At 56.1% G+C, this 16606-nt stretch carries 13 protein-coding genes and 2 tRNA genes; 1 reads left to right on the top strand and 14 read right to left on the bottom strand.

Translation table 11 applies throughout. The annotated features are described in order from the left end of the window. Positions 1-7: 7 nt before the first annotated feature. Positions 8-2932: a DUF748 domain-containing protein gene (locus AAEZ03_RS05130; RefSeq protein ID WP_350576668.1), complete on the top strand. Its 2925-nt coding sequence runs from the start codon at positions 8-10 to the stop codon at positions 2930-2932. A gap of 417 nt (positions 2933-3349) precedes the next feature. On the opposite strand, the gene AAEZ03_RS05125 is transcribed toward AAEZ03_RS05130, so the two are convergent. From AAEZ03_RS05125 to folP, 14 genes are all read right to left on the bottom strand, one after another. After that, complete coding sequence (locus AAEZ03_RS05125; RefSeq protein ID WP_350576665.1) at positions 3350-3703, bottom strand: BON domain-containing protein; 354 nt, start codon at positions 3701-3703, stop codon at positions 3350-3352. Between the two features lie 278 nt (positions 3704-3981). Next, positions 3982-6087 (bottom strand): polyribonucleotide nucleotidyltransferase, encoded by a 2106-nt coding sequence (gene pnp, locus AAEZ03_RS05120; RefSeq protein WP_178110033.1) that lies wholly within the window; start codon positions 6085-6087, stop codon positions 3982-3984. Between the two features lie 225 nt (positions 6088-6312). Continuing rightward, positions 6313-6582 carry a 30S ribosomal protein S15 gene (gene rpsO / locus AAEZ03_RS05115; RefSeq protein WP_048373279.1) on the bottom strand — a complete coding sequence of 90 codons (270 nt, stop codon included), beginning with the start codon at positions 6580-6582 and terminating at the stop codon, positions 6313-6315. Positions 6583-6744: 162 nt separating this feature from the next. Beyond that, positions 6745-7662, bottom strand: coding sequence for a tRNA pseudouridine(55) synthase TruB (gene truB / locus AAEZ03_RS05110; protein WP_048385660.1), 918 nt, complete (start codon positions 7660-7662; stop codon positions 6745-6747). A 3-nt stretch (positions 7663-7665) separates the two neighbouring features. Continuing rightward, positions 7666-8064: a 30S ribosome-binding factor RbfA gene (gene rbfA, locus AAEZ03_RS05105; RefSeq protein ID WP_048373275.1), complete on the bottom strand. Its 399-nt coding sequence runs from the start codon at positions 8062-8064 to the stop codon at positions 7666-7668. A gap of 158 nt (positions 8065-8222) precedes the next feature. Next, the gene (gene infB, locus AAEZ03_RS05100) at positions 8223-10736 is read right to left on the bottom strand and encodes a translation initiation factor IF-2 (protein ID WP_048385662.1); all 2514 of its coding nucleotides are present in this window, start codon (positions 10734-10736) and stop codon (positions 8223-8225) included. A 27-nt stretch (positions 10737-10763) separates the two neighbouring features. Further along, on the bottom strand, positions 10764-12245 hold the full coding sequence (gene nusA, locus AAEZ03_RS05095) for a transcription termination factor NusA (RefSeq protein WP_153334004.1): 1482 nt from the start codon (positions 12243-12245) through the stop codon (positions 10764-10766). A gap of 47 nt (positions 12246-12292) precedes the next feature. Continuing rightward, a complete protein-coding gene (rimP, locus tag AAEZ03_RS05090) occupies positions 12293-12751 on the bottom strand; it encodes a ribosome maturation factor RimP (protein WP_048385666.1) in 459 nt (152 codons plus the stop codon). A gap of 142 nt (positions 12752-12893) precedes the next feature. Beyond that, positions 12894-12970: transfer RNA gene (locus AAEZ03_RS05085), tRNA-Met, on the bottom strand. Between the two features lie 97 nt (positions 12971-13067). Next, positions 13068-13153 (bottom strand) — tRNA-Leu (locus AAEZ03_RS05080). A 29-nt stretch (positions 13154-13182) separates the two neighbouring features. After that, a complete protein-coding gene (gene secG, locus AAEZ03_RS05075) occupies positions 13183-13566 on the bottom strand; it encodes a preprotein translocase subunit SecG (protein ID WP_048373267.1) in 384 nt (127 codons plus the stop codon). A 4-nt stretch (positions 13567-13570) separates the two neighbouring features. After that, the gene (gene tpiA / locus AAEZ03_RS05070; RefSeq protein ID WP_350576658.1) at positions 13571-14326 is read right to left on the bottom strand and encodes a triose-phosphate isomerase; all 756 of its coding nucleotides are present in this window, start codon (positions 14324-14326) and stop codon (positions 13571-13573) included. Positions 14327-14392: 66 nt separating this feature from the next. Beyond that, positions 14393-15730: a phosphoglucosamine mutase gene (glmM, locus tag AAEZ03_RS05065; RefSeq protein ID WP_278941710.1), complete on the bottom strand. Its 1338-nt coding sequence runs from the start codon at positions 15728-15730 to the stop codon at positions 14393-14395. Between the two features lie 16 nt (positions 15731-15746). Next, positions 15747-16598, bottom strand: coding sequence for a dihydropteroate synthase (gene folP, locus AAEZ03_RS05060; protein WP_278941711.1), 852 nt, complete (start codon positions 16596-16598; stop codon positions 15747-15749). Positions 16599-16606: the final 8 nt, after the last annotated feature.

Here is a 16606-nt window from a genome sequence, read left to right as displayed (position 1 = left end):
GCCTCACATGCTCAAAGGATTGTTACGCGCCATTGGCGCAGTGTTAACGGCTATCGCGATTTATAGCGTGCTGGGCTTCTTTATCGTGCCCGGCGTCGGCTTGCGCATCATCAATCAGCAGCTAGCCAATTACGCTACTGTCCCGGCCAAACTCGACCGGCTGGAGTTCAACCCCTTCAGCCTCGAGCTGACGCTGTGGGGCTTTAGAGTGGGCGAACCCGGCAAGGAACAAGTCGGGTTCGACCGTCTTTACACCAACCTGCAAGTCGACAGCCTGTGGACCAAAGCCCTGCACCTGACCGACGTGCAACTGGACAAGCCCAAGACCGAGCTACTGTTCAACAAGGACGGCACGTTCAATCTGGCCCAACTGTTCAAGTTGCCGGCCAGCAAGCCAACGCCTGACAACCCCGACAGCAAACCTTTCCCGGTTCGCATCGACACCATCAAGCTCGCGGACGGCTACCTGCATTTTATTGATCAGCGGCCCAGCGAGCCGATCGAGTTTCTGTATGACTCGATGAACCTTGAGCTGAAAAACCTCAGCACCCTGCCCGAAGACAACGCCAACATGACCCTGGTAGCGAACGGTCCAGCGGGTGGGCGCATCGACTGGACCGGCACACTGAGCCTGGTGCCGATTGCCTCCAGCGGCAAGCTCAGCGTCACCGACAGCCAAATGAAAGCCTGGTGGCCGTATGTGCGCGATGCGCTGCCCTTGGTGCTTGAAAACGGCGTACTGAACTTCAGCACGGACTACACGCTGAACCTGGCAAAAGACACCGAACTGATCCTGAACAACCTCACGGCCAGCATTGCGCCGTTCAAGGTCAATGCCCCGGATGGCCGCCCGCTGGCGCGCCTGGAGCGTTTGACGGTCAGCGACACTACTGTCGATTTGGCCAAACAGCAGGTGGTGGTCGGCAAAATCCAAAGTAACAACCTGGAGACCTGGGCCGCCCGCGAAAAAGATGGTCAGCTCGACTGGCAAAAGCTGTTTGCCAGCCAACCGGCCAAACCGGCACCCAAAACCGATGACGTCGTCACCGTTGAAGCTCCCAAACCGGCTCCGGTAGCCCCCAGCAAACCTTGGCAAGTGCTGCTCAAGGATGTTGAGCTGCGCGACTACCGTGTGCACCTGGCCGATAATGAGCCCAAAACACCCGTCGCGCTGGATGTTGGCCCGCTCAACCTCAACCTGAAGAATTTTGACAGCCTTAACCGCTCGCCCTTCACGGTCGCACTCGACACCGGAGTGGGCAAACAAGGCCAGCTGACGGCCAGCGGCGATGTCAACCTGAGCCCGATCAGCGCGAAACTCAAAGTCACCACCAAAGACATCGACCTGCGAGTCGCTCAAGCCTACATCGACCCGTTTCTGCGCCTGGAACTGCGCAGCGGCATGCTTGGCAGTGATCTGACGGTGGACCTCAAAGGCACCGAACCGCTGGCCTTTACCGTAGAAGGCCGTGCCCAGGTCGATCAGTTGCACACGCTGGACACGATGAAAAACCGTGATTTCCTGAAGTGGCAGCGCCTGGTATTCGAAAACCTCAAGTACCAGCACGACGACAGCCTGTCGATTGCCAAGGTCAACCTGACACAGCCCTACGTGCGCTTCATGATCAATGATGACCGCACCACCAACATTGACGACTTGTTAATCCCGCAAGCCCCGAATAAGGACGCGAAAAGCGCGACCAAACCGGCAGCAAGCGCGAGCAAGCCTTTGGCCATTCATGTGGGCGGCATTGCGATCAATGACGGCTCGGCCAACTTTGCCGACTTCACCCTGACACCGTTTTTTGCCACGGCCATTCAACAGCTCAACGGTGAGATTGGCACCATTGACAGCCGTCAGGCCAAACCGGCCAGTGTGAATGTGGCGGGCAAGGTTGACCGCTACGCGCCGGTCACGATCAAGGGTAACGTCAATCCTTTTGACCCGATGGCCAGCCTCGATATCGCCACCAGCTTCAAACGCGTCGAACTGACCACGCTGACGCCCTATTCGGGCAAATTCGCCGGTTATCGCATTCGCAAGGGCCGACTGAGCCTGGACCTTCACTACCTGATTACCAAAGGCCAGCTTAAGGCTGAGAACAAGGTGGTGATTGAGCAGTTGCAACTGGGTGAGAAGGTCGACAGCCCCGACGCCGTCAACCTGCCGCTGAAACTGGCGGTGGCCTTGCTCAAAGATACCGACGGGACGATTTCGATCGAATTGCCGGTAACAGGCGACCTGAACAACCCGCAGTTCAGTGTGATGCCGATTGTTTGGCAAACCCTGCGCAACCTGGTCCTGCGTGCCGTCCAAGCGCCATTCAAGTTTATTGGCGGGCTGATCACCGGCGGTGGCTCTGAAGACCTTGGCACTGTGTCATTCGCGCCAGGCTCCAGCGAGCTGAGCCCTGAGGCGCAAAAAGCCCTGAACACACTGGCGCAAGCCTTGAAACAACGCCCGGCACTGCGTCTGGAGATTGAAGGCACGGCTGCCCGTAGCAGCGACGGCCCGCTAATTGCCCAAGAGCGTCTGGAGCGTGAGTACCAGTACAACTACTACAAGATCCTCCAGCGCCGTGGCGACAAAGTGCCTGCTCAGGCATCGTTGCTGAAGGTGCCGGAGGATGAAAAAGGCCCTCTGCTGGAAGGCATCTACCGGACACGCCTCAAGCAGCAACCACCTGCTGAGTGGGCCAAGCTGAGTCGCGATGAACGCGCCGCCAAGATGAGTGCCGCGTTGATCGACTTCTGGAGCAAAAGCGACGTGCTGCTGCGCCAACTGGGCCAGGAGCGGGCAAGCAGCATCAAAGACTACCTCGTCGACAAAGGCGGTTTGGCTGATGAGCGCGTGTATTTCATCGACGCCACCCTGGGCGAAGCCGAAAGCGATGGCCGGGTGATTTCACCGCTGCATTTGGACAGCGAGTAAAGGCCAGAAACCTTCGTACCTCGACAGTCATCACACAAAAAATAAGCGATAGATCCTGAGCGCTCTGTAGGAGCGAGCTTGTCTCGCGATCTTTTGATCTGGCTTTTGATCTAAAAGCCCCCTCACCCTAGCCCTCTCCCGCAGGAGAGGGAACCGATTGGGGGATGCTGAAGATACTCGGTGGCCTGGGCACCGAAGACGGGCGGCACCGTGCGGCTATCCACCCGGCCCGGAGCTGCCGAAGGCTGCGATCTTTTGATCTTGGCCCTACAAAAATAGAACAGCCCCCGGAGCAGTACGCCGAGGGCTGTAATGACCACATCCGTGTGGCCGTCGCATGAACCTATTCTGAAAGCTGCAGGCGTAACGCTTAAATCACCTGCTCCTGCTTTCCCCCGGCTCTACGAATTAGCGGGATTACTCTGCTTTTAGGCCGTCAGCCGAAACAGCTTGAACGCCTTTGATTTTCTTGGTGATGTCGACAGCAATCTTTTTCTGGGCTTCGGTGATCGCGACTGTCGAGGACAGGGACACCACACCTTTGTTGGTTTCAACTTTGATGTCCGAACCTGGAATGCCCTTTTCGGTCAGCAGGTCAGATTTAACTTTGGTCGTGATCCAAGTATCAGAAGTAGCTTCCTTGGCTTTGGTGACTTCACCCGCGGCAACAACCATCGGCGCTTGAGTCGTTGCTTGAGCTGCGAACGCAGCGTTGGCCAGAGTCATGGTCAGAGCGGTGGCAGTTGCGGCAGCAATAGCGAACTTCTTCATACAAGTAACTCCTGTCTTCTTAAAAATCTGCGCCGTCTCACAGCAGCAGGGTTACCAGTACTATTGCAGGGCCTGTGCCAACTTTTTAAAACAATAAAATCCTTTATTTTCAATGACTTACGCAGCAGTCAGTTTTAGCCTGTCGTGCAGATTGCATGACGCCTTTCAAATCAGCATGCAAGTTGCGGCTTTTCAATCATGGCCTTTTGCACTGTTTTTTGTGCAGGCATAAAAAAAGGATCCCGAAGGATCCTTTTCAAAGCAGGCGTTCGCAGCGATTAAGCTTGCGACGCCTTTGCAGCAGCTACGTCTTTGATCGACAGCTTGATACGGCCGCGGTTGTCCACGTCCAGTACCAGTACTTCCACTTCCTGACCTTCTTTCAGAATGTCAGTCACTTTCTCAACACGAGCATCGCTCAGCATCGAGATGTGAACCAGGCCGTCTTTGCCTGGCAGGATGTTAACGAATGCGCCGAAGTCGACGATGCGCTCAACCTTACCGATGTAGATTTTGCCGATTTCAGCTTCAGCGGTGATGCTCAGAACGCGCTGACGAGCCGCTTCTGCTGCTTCTTTGGACTCACCGAAGATCTTGATCGAACCGTCGTCTTCGATGTCGATCGAAGCCTTGGTTTCTTCACAGATTGCACGGATAGTCGCGCCGCCTTTACCGATAACATCACGGATTTTGTCGGTGTCGATTTTCATCGCGATCATGGTCGGCGCGTTAGCCGACAGTTCGTTACGCGACTGACCGATGATCTGGTTCATCTGGCCCAAGATGTTCAGGCGAGCTTCCAGGGCTTGGCCCAGGGCGATCTCCATGATTTCTTCGGTGATGCCTTTGATCTTGATGTCCATCTGCAGCGCGGTAACACCTTTGGAGGTACCGGCTACTTTGAAGTCCATGTCGCCCAGGTGGTCTTCGTCACCCAGGATGTCGGTCAGAACTGCGAACTTCTCGCCTTCCTTAACCAGGCCCATGGCGATACCGGCAACCGGTGCCTTCATCGGAACACCCGCGTCCATCAGTGCCAGGGATGCACCACAGACCGAAGCCATGGAGCTGGAACCGTTGGATTCAGTGATTTCCGATACCACACGGATGGTGTACGGGAACACGTCAGCAGCAGGCAGCATGGCCTGAACCGAACGGCGCGCCAGACGGCCGTGACCGATTTCGCGACGACCTGCACCACCCATACGACCACACTCGCCTACCGAGAACGGAGGGAAGTTGTAGTGCAGCATGAACGGGTCTTTTTTCTCGCCTTCCAGGGTATCCAGCAGTTGTGCATCACGGGCAGTACCCAGCGTTGCAACCACCAGCGCCTGAGTTTCACCACGGGTGAACAGTGCCGAACCGTGAGTTTTTGGCAGAACGCCAACTTCGATGTTCAGAGGACGAACAGTCTTGGTGTCACGGCCATCGATACGCGGTTTGCCGTTTACGATGTTTTCGCGAACGGTGCGGTATTCGATTTCGCCGAAGGCCGCTTTAACTTCGCTGGCAGAAGGCTGGCCTTCTTCACCGGACAGCTTGGCAACCACTTGGTCTTTCAGTTCGCCCAGACGCGCGTAACGGTCGGCCTTGATGGTGATGGTGTAAGCCTGGGAGATCGCCTCGCCGAACTCGGCACGGATCGCGCCCAGCAGTGCGGTGGCTTCTGGGGCAGCAGCCCAGTCCCACGTTGGCTTGGCAGCTTCAGCAGCCAGCTCTTTAACGGCCTGGATAACAACCTGGAACTCGTCGTGAGCGAACAGTACCGCGCCCAGCATCTGGTCTTCGGTCAGCTCTTTGGCTTCAGATTCAACCATCAACACGGCTTCCGACGTACCGGCAACAACCATGTCCAGGCTCGAAGCGGCCAGTTGCTCGTAAGTCGGGTTCAGCAGGTAGCCGGTGCTTTCGTGGTAAGCAACGCGGGCAGCGCCGATTGGACCATCAAAAGGAATACCGGAAATGGCCAGGGCAGCCGAGGTACCGATCATCGCAGCGACGTCCGGATCGGTCTTCTTGCTGGTGGACAGAACGGTGCAGACAACCTGCACTTCGTTCATGAAGCCTTCCGGGAACAGCGGGCGGATCGGACGGTCGATCAGACGCGAGGTCAGGGTTTCTTTCTCGGAAGGGCGACCTTCACGCTTGAAGAAACCGCCCGGGATTTTACCCGCGGCGTAGGTTTTTTCTTGGTAGTGAACAGACAGAGGGAAGAAGCCCTTGCCTGCATCAGCTTGTTTGGCACCGACAACGGTCACCAACACGCTGACGTCGTCGTCAACGGTGACCAATACTGCGCCGGAAGCCTGACGGGCGATACGGCCAGTCTCGAGGGTGACGGTCGACTGACCGAACTGGAATTTTTTGATAACCGGGTTCACGGTGTCCTACCTTCTCTTTGTGACTCTTGGGGAACGGGTTTCTTGCGAAAAACGTGTGCACCGCCGGGGCGTGCCCGACTCAAGATGCTTACGAAAGCAGCCGCTAGGGTGAGCTTTCGTAAGAATCCGTCTGGTCCAGATAAAACTTGAGGCTGGAAGCCTGCCGCACGCCCGTGGGAACCCCACAGGCGCGCAACAAACAACCAGCCTCTAGCAACATCGCTATTAGCGACGCAGACCCAGGCGAGCGATCAGCGCAGCGTAACGGCTGATGTCCTTGCCTTTCAGGTAGTCCAGCAGCTTACGACGCTGGTTTACCATGCGGATCAGACCACGACGGGAGTGGTGATCTTTACCGTTGGCCTTGAAGTGACCTTGCAGCGTGTTGATGTTAAAGGTCAGCAGTGCAACTTGCACTTCTGGAGAACCAGTATCACCTGGAGCTTGCTGGTAGTCTTTTACGATTTCTGCTTTGTGTTCAACTGTCAGTGCCATGAGGCATTTCCTTTCTTTAGGGCTCTGCTTGCAAGCAAGACAGATCCAATAGGCCGAGGACAAATCCTCGTATTAAAAAAGTGAGATGTGACCGTGCCTAATAACAGCCACCCTCTTTCAGTTCGGCCCGCGACCGTTAAGCCTCGAACCGAGCTGCTCCGGTCATTCTGACCGAATCAGTCGACGCGGCGCGATACGCCCGTCTTCGCTCACTTCACCGATACCGATAAAGCGACCGTTGTGATCTTGTACCCGCACCATACCGAACTTGGGTGCATCGGGAGCACGTACCGGCTGGCCATTGAGCCAATAGAACGCGCTGGCCTCCGAAAAGTGCAGCAGCGGCCAGTCGAGCAAGCCACTGTCCGATGGCATCAGGAAGCGATCAACCGCTTCGTTACCGCCCTCGGCGTGTACGGCTTCCAGCTCTTCCAGCGTCACGGTCTGCGCGAGGCTGAAAGGTCCGGCTTGTGTGCGTCGCAACTCTGCAACATATGCACCACAGCCCAGTTCTTCACCGATATCTTCCACGAGGGTACGGATATAGGTGCCTTTGGTGCAGTCAACCGACAAGCGCGCGGTGTCGCCTTCGCTGGCCAGTAATTCGAGGCGGGTAATAGTAACAGAACGCGGTTCACGCTCCACCACTTCACCCGCACGCGCCAACTTGTAAAGTGGCTGGCCATCGCGCTTAAGCGCCGAGTACATCGGCGGTATCTGACTGATTTGCCCACGAAATTTAGGCAAAACCGCTTCGATATCGGCGCGACCAACGGTCACTGGGCGCGTTTGCAAAACTTCACCTTCCGCATCGGCGGTGGTGGTGGTCTTGCCCAATTGCATCAGGGTTTCATAACCCTTGTCCGAATCGAGCAAGTATTGCGAAAACTTGGTGGCTTCGCCAAAGCACAACGGCAATACGCCGCTGGCCAATGGATCGAGGCTACCGGTGTGCCCTGCCTTCTCGGCATTGAGCAGCCAGCGAACTTTCTGCAGGGCCGCGTTGGAGGTGAATCCAAGCGGCTTGTCGAGCAGGATGATGCCGCTGACGTTACGACGGATACGCTTGACCTGAGCCACTGCTTACTCCTTGGTGTCTTCAGGAGCAGAGGCGTCGTGCTGGTTGTCCTCAGCCACTGCGCGCTCGATCAAAGCGGACAGGTGAGCACCACGTGCAACGCTTTCGTCGTAGTGGAAGTGCAATTGAGGAACGCTGCGCAGCTTCATTTCACGTGCCAGTTGCATACGCAGGAAGCCCGCAGCAGCGTTCAGCACCTTGATGGTCTGAGCGATGTCTTGCGAGTTGTCCTGGCCCATCACGGTGATGAAGATTTTGGCGTGACCGACGTCACGGCTCACTTCCACCGCCGTAATGGTGACCAGACCTACGCGCGGGTCTTTGACTTCGCGACGGATCAGCTGGGCCAGCTCGCGCTGCATCTGATCGCCGATACGTTGGGTACGGCTGTATTCTTTTGCCATGTCTTGTTACCTGTTACTCACCCATGGGAAACCCATGCGTTCTGAAAGCGGCAAACGCCCGGCCAGACAGAAGCCGGACCGGGCGTTGCGTTTAGAGTCCGGACCGAGCACAGCGCATGGGCATGCGATGGCTCGTCCTTGCTCTTGAAGCTCGCGATTTAGAGGCTGCGAGCAACCTGGACCTTCTCGAACACTTCGATCTTGTCACCGACTTTGACGTCATTGTAGCTCTTGACGCCGATACCGCATTCCATGCCGGCACGTACTTCAGACGCGTCATCCTTGAAGCGGCGCAGGGATTCCAGCTCGCCTTCGAAGATAACGATGTCGTCGCGCAGTACACGGATTGGACGGTTACGGTGAACAACACCTTCCACAACCATACAACCGGCGATTGCACCGAACTTAGGCGAGCGGAACACGTCGCGGACTTCAGCAATACCCAGGATGTTCTCCCGAACGTCGCTGCCAAGCATGCCGGTAAGGGCTTTCTTGACGTCTTCGATGATGTCGTAGATGACGTTGTAGTAACGCATGTCCAGGCCTTCTTGCTCGACGATCTTGCGAGCGCCGGCATCGGCACGCACGTTGAAGCCGAACAATACAGCATTGGAGGCCAGTGCCAGGTTAGCGTCGCTCTCGGTGATACCACCGACACCGCCGCCCACTACGCGCACTTGCACTTCATCGTTACCCAGACCGCTCAGAGCGCCCTGCAGAGCTTCCAACGAACCACGGACGTCAGATTTGAGGACGATGTTAAGCGTCTTCTTCTCTTCCTGGCCCATGTTCTCGAAGATGTTTTCCAGCTTGCCTGCGTGAGCACGCGCCAGTTTCACTTCGCGGAACTTGCCTTGACGGAACAGGGCAACTTCACGTGCCTTCTTCTCGTCAGTCATTACGCTCATCTCGTCGCCAGCGTCTGGCGTACCGTCCAGGCCGAGGATCTCGACAGGGATGGATGGACCGGCTTCCTTGATGGCCTTGCCGTTCTCATCGAGCATGGCGCGGATGCGGCCGTAGTTGGAACCGACCAGTACCATGTCGCCTTGGCGCAGGGTACCGTCTTGAACCAGAACAGTCGCAACAGGACCACGGCCTTTGTCCAGACGGGACTCAACCACTACGCCACGGCCAGGAGCCGATGGAGTGGCCTTGAGTTCCAGAACTTCAGCTTGCAGCAAGACAGCTTCGAGCAACTCGTCAACGCCGGTACCCATTTTCGCCGAGACCGGAACAAACGGAGTGTCACCACCCCACTCTTCCGAGGTCACGCCATGAACGGACAGTTCGCTACGGATGCGATCGAGGTCAGAACCTGGCTTGTCGATTTTGTTCACTGCAACCACCAGCGGCACGCCAGCCGCTTTCGCGTGCTGAACAGCTTCGATGGTTTGCGGCATCACGCCGTCGTCTGCAGCCACAACCAGAATCACGATGTCAGTGGCCTTGGCACCACGTGCACGCATTGCGGTAAACGCGGCGTGACCCGGGGTGTCGAGGAACGTGACCATGCCGCGTTCGGTTTCAACGTGGTATGCACCGATGTGCTGAGTAATACCACCGGCTTCGCCAGCAGCAACCTTGGCACGACGGATGTAGTCGAGCAGGGACGTTTTACCGTGGTCAACGTGACCCATTACGGTCACAACCGGTGCACGGGAGAACGACTCACCTTCAAACTTCAGGGACTCGGCCAGGGAGTCTTCCAGAGCGTTGTCGCTGACCAGCGTGACTTTGTGGCCCAGTTCTTCAGCAACCAGTTGGGCAGTTTCCTGATCCAGTACCTGGTTGATGGTGGCTGGAGTACCCAGCTTGAACATGAACTTGATCACTTCGGCAGCTTTGACCGACATCTGTGCAGCCAAATCGCCGACAGTGATGGTTTCGCCAATCTGTACGTCACGAACCACAGGGCCGGTTGGGCTCTGGAAACCGTGAGCGTTGCGTTTCTTCAGCTTGCTCTTGCCACGACCACCGCGACGGAAGCCATCGCTTTCTTCTTCGGAAGTGCGAGGAGCAACGCGTGGAGTAGGCGCTTTTTCTTTAACAGAAGCACGATGCGGAGCGTTTTTGCGCTCGCCATCACCGCCGCCACCGCGACGATTGTTATCGTCAGCACGTGGTTTATCCGGACGGCGCTGTTCATCACGCTTGCGTGCATCGGCTGCAGGAGCTGGCGCAGGCGCTGCTGCCGGTGCAGCTTGCACAGGTGCAGGGGCGGCAGCAGGAGCAGGTGCAGGAGCCGAAACAGCCGCAGGCTGACGACGCGCTTCTTCTTCGGCGCGACGCTTGGACTCTTCTTCAGCCTTTTGACGTGCAGCATTTTCTACTGCGCGGCGTTCATCCAGCTCGCGCTTGCGCTCGGCTTCGATTTCTTCCGGGCTTTGCTGTACGAAGACTTTCTTCTTACGTACTTCAACGCTGATGCTTTTGCTTCCAGCAACACGCAGGGTACTGGTGGTTTTACGCTGCAAAGTGATTTTGCGCGGTTCTTCCACTTTCGCCTTGTGGCTGCTTTTCAGGTGAGTCAGCAGAGCTTGCTTCTCACTGTCGGTCACATTCTGCTCGGCGGCGGTGTGCGGCAGACCTGCCTCACGCATCTGCTGCAACAGGCGCTCAACCGGTGTTTTGACCTCATCGGCCAGTTGTTTCACCGTGACTTGCGTCATGCATTTCTCTCCTCAGGCCGCGCCTAATTACTCGAACCAATGGGCTCGGGCGGCCATGATCAACTTGCCGGCACGATCATCGTCAATGCCGTCGATGTCGAGCAGGTCGTCAATAGACTGCTCGGCCAGGTCTTCGCGGGTAATTACGCCGCGCACCGCCAGTTCCATCGCCAAATCCTTGTCCATACCCTCAAGCGAGAGCAGGTCTTCGGCCGGATGGGCGTCTGCCAGCTTTTCCTCAGTAGCGATGGCTTTAGTCAACAAACGATCCTTGGCCCGAGCGCGAAGCTCGTTGACGATATCTTCGTCAAAGCCGTCGATGTTGAGCATTTCTTCCACCGGTACGTAGGCAATCTCTTCCAGGCTGGTAAAGCCTTCATCAACCAGCACCTGCGCCAACTCTTCATCAACTTCCAACTCTTCGATGAAGTTGCGCAGGATGTCGCCGGTTTCTGCTTGCTGCTTAGCCTGGATGTCCGATTCGGTCATCACGTTCAAGGTCCAGCCAGTCAACTGGCTAGCCAAACGTACGTTCTGACCGCCGCGACCAATCGCCTGGGCCAGATTGTCTGCGCCAACGGCGATGTCCATTGCATGGGCATCTTCGTCGACAATAATTGCCGCTACTTCTGCTGGCGACATTGCGTTGATCACGAACTGCGCCGGGTTGTCATCCCACAGGACGATATCCACTCGCTCTCCGCCCAACTCGCCGGACACTGCCTGAACACGTGAACCACGCATGCCAATGCAGGCACCTTGCGGATCGATGCGTTTGTCTTTGGAGCGAACCGCAATTTTAGCGCGTGATCCAGGATCGCGGGAGGCCGCCATCACTTCGATCAGGCCCTCGGAGATCTCTGGAACTTCGATACGGAACAGCTCGATCAACATCTCTGGCGCAGTACGCGACAGAATCAGTTGAGGACCGCGGTTCTCGGTGCGAATTTCTTTCAGCAATGCGCGAAGGCGTACGCCAACACGGAAAGTTTCACGCGAGATGATGTCTTCACGGGCCAGCAACGCTTCAGCGTTGTTACCCAGATCGACGATCACGTTGTCACGTGTCACTTTTTTAACGGTGCCAGAAATGATCTCGCCCAAACGCTCGCGATAAGCATCGACTACTTGAGCACGCTCAGCTTCGCGGACCTTCTGCACAATGACCTGTTTGGCCGTTTGTGCAGCAATCCGACCGAATTCGATGGAATCGATTTTCTCTTCGATAACATCGCCGGCTACAGCGCCTGGCCGTTTTGCCTGGGCCTGGTCTACCGCCAACTCGATTGCTGGATCATCCAGATCTTCGTCTTCGACCACAGTCCAGCGACGGAAAGTCTCATAGTTACCGGTGTGGCGGTTGATTTCCACACGCAGATCGACTTCGTCCTCAAAACGCTTTTTGGTAGCGGTGGCCAGAGCCAGCTCCAGCGCTTCAAAAATTACGTTTGCCGGTACGCCCTTTTCATTGGACACCGACTCAACAACCAGCAGTACTTCTTTGCTCATCGTACGCCTCGCCTTTCGCAAGCCATTGGATCCGCGGGATCCGCGTCTCAGTCAAAACTGGGAATAATGTTGGCCTTGTCGATCATATCGATCGGCAACAAGAACTCGTGGTCATCCACTTGCACCACAACGTCCTGTTCCTCTACGCCGCGTAGAAGGCCCTGAAAGTTGCGTCGCCCTTCAAAGGGTGAGCGCAGCTTGATCTTTACTTGCTCACCGACAAACTGGGCAAACTGTTCAAGTGTGAACAGAGGGCGTTCCATGCCAGGAGAGGAAACTTCAAGGGTGTATTCAACAGCGATAGGATCTTCGACATCCAGAACGCCACTGATTTGACGACTGACAATTGCGCAGTCATCCACCAATACGCCGCCTTCTTTGTCGATATACACACGCAACATTGAATGGCGGCCCTGAGCCGAAAATTCAATACCCCAGCATTCATAGCCAAGGGCCACGACCACCGGGGCCAACAAGGCCTGCAACTCTTCTAGCTTGCTCGACACCTGAACCCCCTAGTGCATGTTTGTGCATGCTGTGCAAAATAAAAAAATGGGCGAATCGCCCATCTCTGAAACGTCGCTGAATATCGACGCTATAAAGTGTCCAGTTAACAAAAAGCCCCTGAAAAAGGGGCTCCGCTAAAACTGGTTGCGGGAGCCGGATTTGAACCGACGACCTTCGGGTTATGAGCCCGACGAGCTACCAGACTGCTCCATCCCGCGACAAAGCTGGAGCGGAAGTATACGGCTGATCCTTTGCAGGGTCAATTCCAGCCTTCCACATACAAGAAAGCCCGCAACTGCGGGCATTCTTGATAATTGGTACCGAGAAGGGGACTCGAACCCCTACACCCTATGGGCACAACCACCTCAAGGTTGCGTGTCTACCAATTCCACCACCTCGGCAATACTACAGTTACATCATGAAACCCGTTTTACTTTTGCTCTTGAGCTGGAGGTACGTCAGTCGCTGGAGTAGCCGACTTTTGCTCATTAAGCACCGGCACATCATCTGAAGCCGGTTTTTGCTTTGGTGCTTCCAACACTGCTGGGTCTGGCAAACCTACTTGAGTCAGCTCATGAGCTTTCTCTTTAGCAAAGTAACCTAACCCCAAGCTGGTTATGAAAAAACCTGCGGCAAGTATAGCAGTAAACTTACTAAGAAAGGTAGAGGAACCTTGGCTTCCGAACACAGTATTTGATGCACCTGCTCCGAAAGATGCTCCAGCATCCGCACCTTTACCCTGTTGCAGCAATACCAGGGTAATTACACCCAATGCAGCCAACAGATGAAAAACCACTACGACTGTTTCCAGCATTTTCTCAGTTTCCCGCGGCGCGACAAATCGCACCGAACTCATCTGCATTCAGGGAAGCCCCACCAATGAGCCCCCCATCGATATCCGGCATGCTGAACAGTTCGACCGCATTGGCCGCCTTCACGCTGCCGCCGTATAGAAGCCGCACACTTTGTGCCACCTCAGGATTCTTCTGCGCCAGCTGTGCGCGAATGGCCGCATGCACATCTTGCGCTTGCTGCGGTGTTGCAGTCAGCCCGGTACCAATAGCCCAGACCGGCTCGTATGCAATCACTGCGCTTGCAAAGACATCAATACCGAACTCATCAATGACAGCGTTCAGTTGACGCTCTACAACATCAAGCGTTTGCCCCGCTTCTCGTTGCTCCAGGGTTTCCCCTATGCACAACACCGGCGTTAAGCCAGAAGCTTGAGCAGCTGCAAACTTGCGATTCAGCGTCTCGTCCGACTCACCTAAAATCAGGCGTCGCTCAGAGTGCCCTATCAACACCAGCTCACAACCCGCATCCACCAACTGGCTTGGAGATATCTCCCCAGTCAGCGCACCTTGCTTGGAGTCTATCGCAGCATCCTGAGCACCAACCGAGATTGGCGTGTCTTCCAAGCCATTGATTACACGATCAATAAACAAGTCAGACGGGAATACCGCGATTTCAACATCACTCGGCAAGTCCAGATTACGCAGACCATCGATCAGCTCAGCGACGCTGGCGCGGGTACCGTGCATCTTCCAGTTACCAGCTACCATAGTGCGACGCATGCTTTACCTCGTCGGTCAAAGTGGGCGCAGATGTTACCCAACCAAATCAACGCTTGCAAGCCGAAATCAGGCACAAACTTCACTTACTAGCTTTGTCAGCTCTTCTGCGTAGCCGCGAACCATGTTTTCGTCGTCACCTTCGACCATCACACGCACCAAAGGCTCAGTGCCGGACTTGCGCAGCAACACGCGGCCACGGCCTTTCATTTCATTGGTAACACGTGCACACGCTTCTTTTACAGCCGGGTGCTCAACAGGATTCACGCCCCCGCTAAAACGTACGTTCAACAGCACTTGCGGACACTTGCGCAGCGCTTGACGCGCTTGAGCGAGGCTTTCACCACGACGACGCAGCGCCAACAACACTTGCAGCGCAGCAATAATCGCATCGCCGGTTGTGGTGTGCTGGAAGCAAACGATATGCCCGGAGTTTTCACCGCCGATCTGCCAGTCACGCTCTTGCAGTGCAGCAATCACATAACGGTCACCGACACCGGCACGCACAAATGGAATACCCAGGTCAGCCAAGGCCAGCTCAAGCCCCAGGTTGCTCATCAGCGTGCCAACCACACCACCCTGCAGTTTGCCGCGCTCATGCAGGTCTCGCGCAATGATGAACAGCAACTCGTCACCATCAACAATGGCGCCCGTGTGATCCACCATCAGCACGCGGTCACCGTCGCCGTCGAAGGCGATACCCAGGTCTGCTTTTTCAGCCAGCACAGCCGCCTGCAACGACTCCATATGCGTCGAGCCGCAGTTGTCATTGATGTTCAAACCATTGGGCTGGGCCGACAACACCGTAACGTTGGCGCCCAGCTCTTTGAACACGCTAGGGGCAACCTTATAGGTCGCGCCGTGCGCGCAGTCGAGAACCACTTTCAGGCCGCTGAAGTTGGTACTGGTCGGCACGCTGCTTTTGCAGAATTCGATATAACGACCGGACGCATCATTGATACGCGACACTTTGCCAAGCTTGTCCGAATCCACAACCGTCATCTGCGCGTCGAGCAACTCTTCGATCATCAGCTCAACTTCATCGGGGAGCTTGGTACCCTCACCCGAGAAGAACTTGATGCCGTTGTCATCATGAGGGTTGTGCGACGCACTGATCACGATGCCAGCTTCTGCATGAAAAGTTCGCGTGAGGTAAGCAATGGCCGGTGTAGGCATTGGCCCCAGAAGCATGACATCTGCCCCCGCAGCCGACAGGCCCGCTTCCAGCGCCGATTCAAACATGTAACCAGAAATACGCGTGTCCTTGCCCACCAGAATCCGGCAAGCACCCATGCTACGAAACGCCATACCCGCTGCCCAACCCAACTTGAGCATGAAGTCCGGGGTAATCGGATAAACGCCGACGCGACCGCGAATACCGTCGGTGCCAAAATACTTCTTCGTCATAAGTGCTCCATCATTCTTAGTCGGCGGACTCTACCGCTGCGATCATCCGTACCACATCAACCGTTTCGGCCACATCATGGACACGCAAAATACGCGCGCCCTTGGTCACGGCAAGTGCCGCCAGCGCAAGGCTGCCGGACAAGCGCTCAGTGACAGGCCGATTCAACGCCTGACCAATCATACTTTTACGCGACACACCCACCAGCAAAGGCCGCCCCAACGCATGCAGGGCCTCCATATGCTTGAACAAGCTGAGGTTATGTTGCAGTGTTTTTGCAAAGCCAAACCCTGGGTCCAGCACAATACGCTCTGGCGCAATACCGGCCGCAACGCATTGCCGGGTACGCTCCAGCAGAAACGCCGAGACCTCACCCACCAGATCCGTGTAATGCGGATTATCCTGCATATCGCCCGGCTCGCCCAACATGTGCATCAAGCACACCGGCAAACCTGTAGCTGCAGCAGCCTGCAAGGCACCTTCACGACGTAACGAGCGAACATCATTGATAAGCCCCGCACCGAGGCGCGCAACTTCCGTCATGACGATTGGCGTGGAGGTATCGACCGAGATAATCACATCCAGTTCACGACTGATGCGCTCAACCACAGGGGCTACCCGATCAAGCTCTTCCTGTGCCAGGACTACACGGGCACCCGGACGCGTCGACTCCCCTCCTACATCAATCAGGGTTGCGCCCGCCAGCACCATCGACTCTGCATGGCGCACAGCCGAATCCGCCGGCGCAAAGCGACCACCGTCAGAAAAGGAATCAGGGGTAACGTTGAGAATACCCATAACATGCGTACGGGCTAAATCAAGAACCCGGTTGCCGCAAGGCAACCGGGTCAGGGACTGAACAGAAGTCATTTCAAGCC

The sequence above is a fragment of the Pseudomonas sp. HY2-MNA-CIBAN-0224 genome (genome assembly GCF_040310285.1).
Lineage (GTDB): Bacteria > Pseudomonadota > Gammaproteobacteria > Pseudomonadales > Pseudomonadaceae > Aquipseudomonas > Aquipseudomonas helleri.
The sequence above is the reverse complement of the archived record's forward strand: the minus strand, read 5'-3'. Positions and strand labels throughout refer to the sequence as shown.